Origin of the sequence: Mycobacterium sp. (assembly GCF_036273375.1) — a bacterium.
Taxonomy (GTDB): domain Bacteria; phylum Actinomycetota; class Actinomycetes; order Mycobacteriales; family Mycobacteriaceae; genus Mycobacterium.
This window is the reverse complement of the sequence record NZ_DASUHS010000028.1, coordinates 22,966-33,474: the sequence shown is the minus strand read 5'-3', so window position 1 is coordinate 33,474 and position 10,509 is coordinate 22,966. Positions and strand designations below refer to the sequence as shown.

Here is a 10,509-nt window from a genome sequence, read left to right as displayed (position 1 = left end):
CGGGCGCGCTGGCGTTCCTGATCAACGGCCTGCTGGCCACGGTCTCGGCGCAGCCGCATACGCACACGTTCTCGTTCTTCCTGCCGCAGGGGCACGAGTACCAGATCACCCTGATCTTCGTCGCCGTCGCCGTCGTCCTGGCCGGACCCGGCCGCTACGGTCTCGACGCCGGCAGAGGATGGGCCCACCGGCCCTTCATCGGGTCGTTCGTGGCCCTGCTCGCCGGCATCGCCGCCGGAATCGCCGTGTGGGTGCTGCTCAACGGGGTTAACCCGATCGCCTGAGCCGCCGCTCAACCATAGGGATTGGGAACTCGCCCGGAGCTGGCCGCCGTCAGCTGCGGCAGCGTCGCGAAAGTGACCGCGGGCAAGCGCACCTCCTCGCCGCTCTTGAGCCGGGCCCGCGCCCACGAACCTCGGTGGAAGCGCAGCCCGTCGATTTCATCCCAGCGCACTCTCCGGCTGCCCAGCAGGGTGCGCACGGTGACGCCCTGGTCGTCGGCGACGGTGCGGAGCCGGATGATCAACGCCGACAACAGCACCGGGATGGCAAGCAGCGGGACCGACGGCGGCCACGCCAGCACCGGGATCAGCAACCCGAGGGTCAAGAATCCGACGGCGAGGTGCGCCATCGGTGAGACCTTGATCACTACGGGCGAATCGGTAGCCACTGAAGCATCATTTCATCGTTCGCCGCGGCCGCGCACAGACCGCGGATTTGACGGCTGAGCTGTGCGAAGGCTACCGTCGATGGTTATGGATGCCGCCGGAAAGCCCGGAATGCTCGTAGTAATTAGTCGGCGCGTTGGTGCCTGACTAGCCCTTCAGCATTTGAAGCTATCCAGCACCAGCGCGCCAACCCTCGTTCAGCGGAAGAGCTGACGGGGGTTTTTTCTTGCCCACCAACGAGATTGCCAAAGAGGACACAGTGAGCGCACCGACCAAGCCACCGCCGCCCGCCGCCAATGGCGCACCGGACGTCGCGAAACCCACCGCGAAAACCAACGCGGTCCAACCGAAACGCGTTGCGCCGGAGCAACTTACCGGCGCCCAGTCGGTGATCCGGTCGCTGGAGGAACTCGACGTCGAGGTCATCTTCGGAATTCCGGGCGGGGCGGTGTTACCGGTCTACGACCCGCTATTCGACTCGAAAAGGCTGCGCCACGTGCTGGTTCGCCATGAGCAGGGCGCCGGTCACGCCGCCAGCGGTTACGCGCACGCCACCGGCAAGGTCGGGGTGTGCATGGCGACGTCGGGTCCCGGCGCCACCAATCTGGTGACGCCACTGGCCGATGCGCAGATGGACTCGATACCCGTGGTCGCGATCACCGGGCAGGTCGGCCGCGGGCTGATTGGAACCGACGCCTTCCAGGAGGCCGACATCTCGGGCATCACGATGCCGATCACCAAGCACAACTTCTTGGTCCGCTCGGGGAACGAGATTCCGCAGGTGCTTGCCGAGGCTTTCCACATCGCCTCCTCTGGCCGCCCCGGCGCGGTGCTCGTCGACATTCCCAAAGACGTGCTGCAGGGCCAGTGCACGTTCAGCTGGCCGCCGCACGTCAACCTGCCCGGATACAAGCCGAACATCAAGCCGCACAGCCGGCAGATCCGGGAGGCCGCCAAGCTGATCGCGGCCGCGCGCAAGCCGGTGCTCTACGTGGGCGGCGGCGTCATCCGCGGTGACGCGACCGAGCAGCTGCACGAGCTGGCCGAGCTGACCGGCATCCCCGTGGTGACCACGCTGATGGCGCGCGGGGCGTTCCCGGACAGCCATCCGCAGCACATGGGCATGCCCGGCATGCACGGCACCGTCGCCGCGGTCGCGGCGCTGCAGCGCAGCGACCTGCTGATCGCGTTGGGAACCCGCTTCGATGACCGGGTGACCGGGAAGCTGGACACGTTCGCCCCCGAAGCCAAGGTCATTCACGCCGACATCGACCCGGCCGAGATCGGCAAGAACCGCCACGCCGACGTGCCGATCGTCGGCGACGTCAAAGCCGTCATCGTCGAGCTGCTCGAGTTGCTGCGCCAGGACGGCATTCCCGGCAAGATCGACATGACCGAGTGGTGGGCCTACCTGAATCAAGTTAAGTCCACCTACCCGCTGAGCTACGGGCCGCAGAGCGACGGCAGCCTAGGCCCGGAGTACGTCATCGAAAAGCTCGGTCAGCTCGCCGGTCCGGACGCCCTGTACGTCGCCGGCGTCGGCCAGCACCAGATGTGGGCGGCCCAATTCATTTCCTACGAAAAGCCGCGCACCTGGCTCAACTCCGGCGGGCTGGGCACCATGGGGTTCGCCATTCCGGCGGCCATGGGCGCCAAGATGGCTCGCCCGGACGCCGAGGTGTGGGCGATCGACGGTGACGGCTGCTTCCAGATGACCAACCAGGAGCTGGCCACCTGTGCGATCGAAGGTGTGCCGATCAAGGTGGCGCTGATCAACAACGGCAACTTGGGCATGGTGCGCCAGTGGCAGACGCTGTTCTACGGAGAGCGTTACTCGCAGACCGATCTGGCCACGCACTCGCATCGCATCCCGGACTTCGTGAAACTCGCGGAGGCGCTGGGCTGCGTTGGATTGCGTTGCGAGCGTGAAGAAGACGTCGAAGACGTGATCAAGGCGGCGCGCGCGATCAACGACCGCCCGGTGGTGATCGACTTCATCGTCGGCGCCGACGCGCAGGTGTGGCCGATGGTAGCCGCTGGCACCAGCAACGACGAGATCCAGGCGGCCCGCGGAATCCGCCCGCTGTTCGATGACGAGAGCGAAGGCCACGCCTGATGAACACGCATACCCTGTCGGTGTTGGTCGAGGACACACCCGGCGTGCTCGCCCGGGTGGCGGCGCTGTTCTCGCGGCGCGGGTTCAACATCGAATCGCTGGCCGTCGGTGCCACCGAGTGCAAGGACATGTCGCGGATGACCATTGTGGTCTCCGCCGAAGAGACTCCGCTCGAGCAGATCACCAAGCAGCTCAACAAGCTGATCAACGTCATCAAGATCGTTGAGCTCGACGACGACAACTCGGTGTCACGCGAACTGGCGCTGATCAAGGTGCGCGCCGACGCCGGCATCCGCAGCCAGGTGATCGAAGCGGTGAATCTGTTCCGCGCCAAGGTGATTGACGTGTCGACGGAGGCGTTGACGATTGAGGCGACGGGTGACCGCGGCAAGATCGAGGCGCTGCTGCGGGTCCTGGAACCCTTCGGGATTCGCGAAATCGTCCAATCCGGGGTGGTGTCGTTGGCTCGCGGTCCGCGCGGAATCGGTACCGCCAAATAAGTTTTCAGCGCAAACAAGAAGGAGATAGTGAAGTGGCTAACCCGTCTGGGGAGACATTGCCGATGTTCTACGACGACGATGCGGATCTGACGATCATCCAGGGCCGCAAGGTCGGTGTCATCGGATACGGCAGCCAAGGACACGCGCATTCGCTGAGCCTGCGCGATTCCGGCGTGCAGGTGAAGGTGGGCCTCAAGGAAGGTTCGAAGTCGCGGGCCAAGGTCTCCGAGCAGGGCCTGGACGTCGACACTCCGGCCGAGGTCGCCAAATGGGCCGACGTCATCATGCTGCTGGCGCCCGACACCGCTCAGGCCGACATCTTCAAGAACGAGATCGAACCCAACCTGCAGGATGGCGACGCGTTGTTCTTCGGTCACGGGCTCAACATCCACTTCGACCTGATCAAGCCCCCGGCCAACGTCACCGTCGCGATGGTCGCCCCCAAGGGGCCCGGCCACCTGGTGCGTCGTCAGTTCGTCGACGGCAAGGGTGTGCCCGCGCTGATCGCCGTCGACCAGGACCCGAACGGCGACGGCGAGGCGCTGGCCCTGTCCTACGCCAAGGCCATCGGCGGCACCCGCGCCGGTGTCATCAAGACCACCTTCAAGGACGAGACCGAGACCGACCTGTTCGGTGAGCAGGCCGTGTTGTGCGGTGGCACCGAGGAATTGGTGAAGACCGGTTTCGATGTGATGGTCGAGGCGGGCTACCCGCCCGAGATGGCCTACTTCGAGGTGCTGCACGAGCTCAAGCTGATCGTCGACCTGATGTACGAGGGCGGCATCGCACGGATGAACTACTCGGTTTCCGACACCGCGGAATTCGGCGGCTACCTTTCCGGTCCGCGCGTCATCGACGCCGGCACCAAGGAGCGGATGCGAGAGATCCTGCGCGACATCCAGAACGGCGACTTCACCAAGAAGCTGGTCGCCAACGTCGAGGGCGGCAACAAGCAACTCGAGCAGCTGCGCAAGGAAAACGCCGAGCACCCCATCGAGGTCACCGGCAAGAAGCTGCGCGACCTGATGAGCTGGGTCGACCGGCCGATCACCGAAACCGCCTAGTTTCTTTGCGCCGAACGTGCGCTCACGGCGAGTTTTTCGTGGCGAGTTCGTCGCCGTGAGTCCACGTTCGGTGGCTAAGACGCCGCGAGGCGTCCCGCCGTCTCGACCACCCGGCGGGCCAGATGTTCGAGGGCGGTGCCGGTGGGCTCGTCGAATTCGGTGATGTTGTCGTGGGTGGTGACCAGGCTCGCCCCGTAGGGATTGCCATCGACGAACTTGGACGGGTCCGTGTATCCCGGCGGCACGATGATGCCGCCGAAATGCATCAGCGTGATGTACAGCGCGAGCAGGGTGGTTTCCTGACCGCCGTGGATGGTGTTGGACGACGTGAAGCCCGCATACACCTTGTCCGCGAGCTTGCCCTGCGCCCACAGCCCGCCCAGCGAGTCGAGGAACGCGCGTAATTGCGCTGCCGGAGAACCGAACCGGGTCGGTGAACCGAAGATCACCGCATCGGCCCAGACGATGTCGTCGCCGGTGGCTGACGGAAGGTCTTTGGTGGCCTCATAGTTCGCCGTCCAGGCCGGGTTGTGGGCGAACGATTCGGGATCCTGCGTTTCGGCGACGTGCCTCAGGCGGACTTCGGCCCCCGCCGATTCGGCCGCGGCGGCAACGCGCTGCGCCATCGTGGTGCCATGGCCGGTGGCCGAGTAGTAGATGATCGCAAGTTTCGTCACGGCGTCATCGTAGGCCGCAAATCCGGAATCGTGTCGATTCCGAATTCCCGGCGCAACAACGTGCGTGCGGCGTAGTAGCCGGCCATGCCGTGCACACCGCCACCCGGCGGTGTGGCCGCAGAACACAGATATGTTTTGGGAATGGGTGTGCGCCAAGGGTTTAACCGCGGCGTTGGGCCGGCGATCGCCCGCCAGGCGGAATTGCCGCCCATCCCGATGTCGCCGCCGACATAGTTGGCGTTGTGGTGGCACAACCGCGCGGCCGGCACAGCGCGCGCCGCCACCACGACGTCGCGGAAGCCCGGGGCGAATCGCTCGACCACCGCGGTCACCGCTTCGGTCGCGTCGATGGTGGACCCCGACGGCACGTGGGCATAGGTCCAGAAGGGGCGGCGTCCGGCGGCGTCGATGCGACCGGGGTCGGCGACGTGCGGCGACGCGGCCAGCACCATGGGCCACTGGGCGTGACGGCCGGCGGCGATCTCGGCCTCGGCGCGAGCCATTTGCGCCCGGGTGCCGCCGAGATGCAGGGTAGGGGCCTGCCGCAGCCTGGAGTCCGACCACGGGATCTCGTCGTTGAGCACGAAGTCGACCTTGGCAACGCCGGGGCCAAAGGTATAGCGCTGCAACGCTTTAGCGTAGCGAGAGGGCAGGGCTTCGCCATAGATCCGCAGCAGCGCGGTAGGCGCCGTGTCGAAGGCGACGACTCCGCCCGGCGGGGAAGCTACCTCCGTGTCCGCCGTTAGCTCGCCACCGTGCGCACGCAGGTCGCTGATCAGGGCGTCGGTGATCGCCTGGCTGCCGCCCACCGGAATCGGCCAGCCGACCGAATGCGCGAGGGTGGCCAGCATCAAGCCGGCGCCGGCCGCGCTCAGCGACGGCATCCGCGAAATGATATGGGCGGCAACACCGGTGAACAGCGCGCGGGCGTCCTCGCCGACCAGCGTCCCCCATGCCGGGGTGCCTTGGGCCAGCATCCGCAGCCCCAGCTGCAGCGCCGCCGGCAGCGAGTTCGGCACCGACCGTTTGTCGCCCAGCAGCAGGGCCACCACGTCGTCGGAACGCTCGACCAGCGGACCGAGCAGGCGTCTGAAGGACGCGCCGTGCTCGAGTTCGGCACAGGTGCGGTCCAGATCGCGGTAGGCGATGACCGCGGGGCGCCCTGGCAGCGGGTTGGCGTACGAAATCTCCGGCACCGCCAGTCGCACGCCGCGGGCGGGCAGATCGAATTCTTTGAAGAACGGCGACGCCAGCGCCAACGGGTGCACGGCGGAGCAGATGTCGTGCAAGACTCCGGCAGAATCTGGGTCGGGTGCGGTGCGCGCACCCCCGCCAAAGGTCGGCTGAGCTTCGACGACCTGCACTTTCAGGCCGGCCCGGGCGCAGATTACGGCAGCGGTCAGCCCGTTGGGTCCGCTGCCGACGACGGTGACGTCCACGCGTCAATTACAGCCGATAGGCTGGCCGGGTGAATCTGCCTGTTGTACTCATTGCCGACAAGCTAGCCGAATCAACCGTTGCCGCCCTGGGCGACCAGGTCGAGGTGCGCTGGGTAGACGGCCCCGATCGCGAGAAGCTGCTGGCGGCGGTGCCGGCGGCCGATGCGCTGCTGGTGCGTTCGGCCACCACCGTCGACGCCGAGGTGCTGGCTGCGGCGCCCAAGCTGAAGATCGTCGCCCGTGCCGGGGTAGGCCTGGACAACGTCGACGTCGACGCCGCCACCGAGCGCGGTGTGCTGGTGGTCAACGCGCCGACGTCGAACATCCACAGCGCCGCCGAGCACGCGCTGGCGCTGCTGTTGTCCGCCGCCCGGCAGGTCCCGGCCGCCGATGCCACGCTGCGCGAGCGCGCCTGGAAGCGGTCGTCCTTCTCGGGCACCGAGATCTTCGGCAAGACGGTCGGCGTTGTGGGCCTGGGCCGGATCGGACAGTTGGTCGCGCAGCGGCTCAGCGCCTTCGGCACCCACCTGATCGCTTACGACCCCTACGTGTCGCCGGCGCGCGCCGCACAGTTGGGCATCGAACTGCTGACGCTGGACGAACTGCTGACCCGCGCCGACTTCATCTCCGTGCACCTGCCGAAGACGCCCGAAACCGCGGGCCTGATCGATAAGGACGCGCTGGCGAAGACGAAGCCGGGCGTCATCATCGTCAACGCCGCCCGCGGTGGTCTGGTGGACGAGGCCGCGCTGGCCGACGCGGTGCGCAGCGGCCACGTGCGCGCTGCCGGTCTGGACGTCTTCTCCAAAGAGCCGTGCACCGATAGCCCGCTGTTCGAGCTGCCGCAAGTGGTGGTCACACCGCATCTGGGGGCATCGACCGAAGAGGCGCAGGACAGGGCCGGCACCGACGTCGCCGCAAGCGTGAAACTCGCTCTGGCCGGGGAATTCGTTCCCGACGCGGTCAATGTCGGCGGTGGGGTGGTCAACGAGGAGGTTGCGCCCTGGCTGGACCTGGTGCGCAAGCTCGGGGTGTTGGCCGCCACGCTGTCCGACGGCCCGCCGGTGTCGTTGTCGGTGCAGGTACGTGGCGAGCTGGCCTCCGAAGATGTTGAGGTGCTCAAGCTTTCGGCGCTGCGCGGGTTGTTCTCGGCCGTCGTCGAGGGGCCGGTGACGTTCGTCAACGCCCCGGCGCTGGCCGAAGAACGTGGCATCATCGCCGAAATCGGCACCGCGTCGGAGAGCCCGAACCATCGCAGCGTGGTGGATGTACGCGCGGTTGCGCACGATGGCACCGCCGTCAACGTCGCCGGTACCCTGTCCGGGCCACAGCTGGTGGAGAAGATCGTGCAGATCAACGGCCGCAACTTCGATCTGCGCGCCCGGGGTACCAACCTGGTAATCAACTATGTCGACCAACCCGGCGCACTGGGCAAGATCGGCACCCTGCTGGGTTCGGCCGGGGTGAACATCGAAGCGGCGCAGCTCTCCGAGGACGCCGAGGGTCCGAGTGCGACGATCCTGCTGCGGCTGGACCAAGACGTGCCGGGCGGCGTGCGGGCGGAAATCGGCGCGGCCGTCGGCGCCAACAAGCTTGAGGTGGTTGATCTGTCGTGACCCGCGCCCGCGACGATGCAGAGCGAAGCGATGAGGTGGGGGCACCTCCCGCTCGCGGGGGAGAGCGGCGCCGATGAAGCTGGCGGTGATCGAGGGCGACGGTATCGGGCCCGAAGTCATTTCCGAGGCCATCAAAGTCCTGGACACGGTGCTGCCCGGGGTGGAAAAGACCGGCTACGACTTGGGGGCGCGGCGGTACCACGCCACTGGTGAGCTACTGCCGGACTCCGTCGTCGATGAGCTGCGCGCGCATGACGCCATTCTGCTCGGGGCCATCGGTGACCCGTCGGTGCCCAGTGGCGTGCTGGAGCGAGGGTTGTTGCTGCGCTTGCGTTTCGAGCTGGACCATCACATCAACTTGCGGCCGGGCCGGCTGTATCCGGGAGTGAACAGCCCGCTGGCCGGCAACCCCGAGATCGACTTCGTGGTGGTGCGTGAGGGAACCGAAGGTCCCTACACCGGCACCGGCGGCGCCATCCGCGTCGGAACGCCCAACGAAGTGGCGACCGAGGTAAGCCAGAACACGGCTTTCGGTGTGCGTCGCGTGGTGGTCGACGCGTTCGAGCGGGCCCAGCGACGCCGAAAGCACTTGACACTGGTGCACAAAACCAACGTGCTGACCTTCGCCGGCAAGCTGTGGTCGCGCATCGTGGCCGAGGTCGGCCGGGACTACCCCGACGTCGAGGTGGCGTATCAACACATCGACGCCGCAACCATCTTCATGGTCACCGACCCCGGTCGCTTCGACGTGATCGTCACCGACAACCTGTTCGGCGACATCATCACCGACCTGTCGGCGGCGGTGTGCGGCGGAATTGGCTTGGCGGCCAGTGGAAATATCGACGGCACCCGGGCGAATCCCTCCATGTTCGAGCCGGTCCACGGCAGCGCTCCGGACATCGCCGGCCAGGGCATCGCCGATCCGACCGCCGCCATCATGTCGGTGGCGCTGCTGCTCGCCCATCTCGGCGAGGACGCCGCAGCTACGCGGGTGGACCGGGCCGTCGAGCAGTATCTGGCAACGCGTGGGAACGAACGGCGCGCCACCACCGAAGTCGGCGAACGGATTGCAGCCGGGCTCTAGTCTCCAGGCCGGGGGGCAGCAAGCGCGTCGGCACCAGCGGCACCGCCGCCAAGGGGAACAACGCGCACAACATCCATGCCGGTGGGTATTTCGCGGCCGAGATCAAGACACCGAACAGTGGGGGGCCGGCGGCCGCCATCATCCGCTGGGTGGTGTTCTGGATGCCCAGGGCACGCCCACTCCAGTACGGCCCGGCGAATTCGGTGATGGCGGTGGCTTCCAGCCCGTTGTCGAGAACCGCGATCACCGCGATGGCGACCATCAGCACCGCCTGCCACCGGGTATTCATGTAATCGGCCCACGCCAGCAACAGAAGAATCACCACGGCGGCGGTCGCGATGTAGCGCACGGGTCGCATGCGTGAGCCGAGTCGATCGGACCAGCGGCCCACGGCCACGCGGCCGAGCGCGCCGAGCAGCTGCGAGAGAGTGACCAACCCGCCGGCGGCCGCTACCGACCAGTGCAGGTTCCTGATCAGCCACACCAGCATGAACGTGACGGTCACCGTTTGCGGCATCATCAACAGACCCGCCACCGCGTGAATTCGCCATAGTGTCAACGATCCTCGGTACGGGCTGGCTAGTTCTTGATTGCTCGCGCTGGCACGGGGTTTGCGTGGCGGGTCGACGATTCCGATCACGCTCATTATCGCTCCAAGCGCGCACGCCAGCGCGGTGAACCGAAGGCCGGCCTGCGGCCCGTGTTCGGCAAGCTCGGGAATTATCATCGCTCCCAAAGCGATTCCCAAGGGTTGCGCGGTTTGGCGGATGCCCATCGCCAACCCACGCTGGTGTGGCGGAAACCAGATGGACACCAGCCGCCCGCCGGCGGTGTTGCAACTGGCGGCGGCCATGCCGCCGAGAAACAGGTACACGGCGATCATCACCATTGAATGCGCCGAGGCCGCGGCGTAGGCGGCTATCGCGGTAAGCGCCGAGCCCGTGGTCATCACCACCCGCTCGCCGACCCGGTCCAGCACGTATCCCCAGAGCACCAGCGTGACCACCATGCCCCAGCTCGGCATCGAGGCCAGCAGAGCGGCCTCGTCGAGCCGTATTCCGCGCGCGGCTTGCAGCGACGGGATGAGGAATGCGACGCCGTTGATGAAGAGGAACGAACTTGCCGTCGCCAGCAGCGAAACGATCATGATCGACCAGCGCGCGCCCGCGCCGATTTCGGGCGTCGCGGCCGGGTCGGTCTGCATTCCCCATGCTTGCATACCGACGCGAAATTTAGGGGTAGGACTTGTGCCGGAACCCGTCGTCGCCGCCCACCGCCACGCCCGGCTACGCCGCGCTCGCGACCGTCACTAGCTCGGATGGTGACGGCCCGCCGCGCCCGGCTA

The 10,509-nt window shown here is 66.8% G+C and carries 9 protein-coding genes and 1 pseudogene; 6 read left to right on the top strand and 4 right to left on the bottom strand.

Annotation, left to right across the window (positions count from 1 at the left end; translation table 11 throughout):
* Positions 1 to 284 (top strand): annotated as a pseudogene (locus tag VFW69_RS03355) (hypothetical protein); the annotation flags it as partial.
* 8 nt (positions 285 to 292) lie between these two features.
* Here VFW69_RS03355 and VFW69_RS03350 read toward each other — a convergent pair.
* Positions 293 to 631: a PH domain-containing protein gene (locus VFW69_RS03350; RefSeq protein WP_526498159.1), complete on the bottom strand. Its 339-nt coding sequence runs from the start codon at positions 629 to 631 to the stop codon at positions 293 to 295.
* Positions 632 to 927: 296 nt separating this feature from the next.
* Here VFW69_RS03350 and VFW69_RS03345 point away from each other — a divergent pair, with 296 nt between their 5' ends.
* From VFW69_RS03345 to ilvC, 3 genes are all read left to right on the top strand, one after another.
* Positions 928 to 2,784 (top strand): acetolactate synthase large subunit, encoded by a 1,857-nt coding sequence (locus VFW69_RS03345; RefSeq protein WP_526498151.1) that lies wholly within the window; start codon positions 928 to 930, stop codon positions 2,782 to 2,784.
* Positions 2,784 to 3,284: an acetolactate synthase small subunit gene (gene ilvN, locus VFW69_RS03340; protein ID WP_526498149.1), complete on the top strand. Its 501-nt coding sequence runs from the start codon at positions 2,784 to 2,786 to the stop codon at positions 3,282 to 3,284. Before VFW69_RS03345 ends, ilvN begins: the two co-directional genes overlap by 1 nt.
* A 62-nt stretch (positions 3,285 to 3,346) precedes the next feature.
* Complete coding sequence (ilvC, locus tag VFW69_RS03335; protein WP_526498157.1) at positions 3,347 to 4,348, top strand: ketol-acid reductoisomerase; 1,002 nt, start codon at positions 3,347 to 3,349, stop codon at positions 4,346 to 4,348.
* A gap of 74 nt (positions 4,349 to 4,422) precedes the next feature.
* Here ilvC and wrbA read toward each other — a convergent pair whose 3' ends face one another.
* Together wrbA and VFW69_RS03325 are read right to left on the bottom strand one after the other, a co-directional pair.
* A complete protein-coding gene (gene wrbA / locus VFW69_RS03330; RefSeq protein WP_526498147.1) occupies positions 4,423 to 5,025 on the bottom strand; it encodes an NAD(P)H:quinone oxidoreductase in 603 nt (200 codons plus the stop codon).
* Positions 5,022 to 6,464 (bottom strand): phytoene desaturase family protein, encoded by a 1,443-nt coding sequence (locus VFW69_RS03325; protein WP_526498145.1) that lies wholly within the window; start codon positions 6,462 to 6,464, stop codon positions 5,022 to 5,024. The genes wrbA and VFW69_RS03325 overlap by 4 nt, the downstream gene beginning before the upstream one ends.
* Before the next feature lie 29 nt (positions 6,465 to 6,493).
* Between VFW69_RS03325 and serA the strand changes: the two genes are divergently transcribed.
* Positions 6,494 to 8,080: a phosphoglycerate dehydrogenase gene (gene serA, locus VFW69_RS03320; protein WP_526498143.1), complete on the top strand. Its 1,587-nt coding sequence runs from the start codon at positions 6,494 to 6,496 to the stop codon at positions 8,078 to 8,080.
* A gap of 73 nt (positions 8,081 to 8,153) precedes the next feature.
* Positions 8,154 to 9,164: a 3-isopropylmalate dehydrogenase gene (locus VFW69_RS03315; RefSeq protein WP_526498141.1), complete on the top strand. Its 1,011-nt coding sequence runs from the start codon at positions 8,154 to 8,156 to the stop codon at positions 9,162 to 9,164.
* On the opposite strand, the gene VFW69_RS03310 is transcribed toward VFW69_RS03315, so the two are convergent.
* Complete coding sequence (locus VFW69_RS03310; protein ID WP_526498139.1) at positions 9,064 to 10,368, bottom strand: MFS transporter; 1,305 nt, start codon at positions 10,366 to 10,368, stop codon at positions 9,064 to 9,066. The genes VFW69_RS03315 and VFW69_RS03310 overlap by 101 nt on opposite strands.
* Positions 10,369 to 10,509 lie beyond the last annotated feature (141 nt).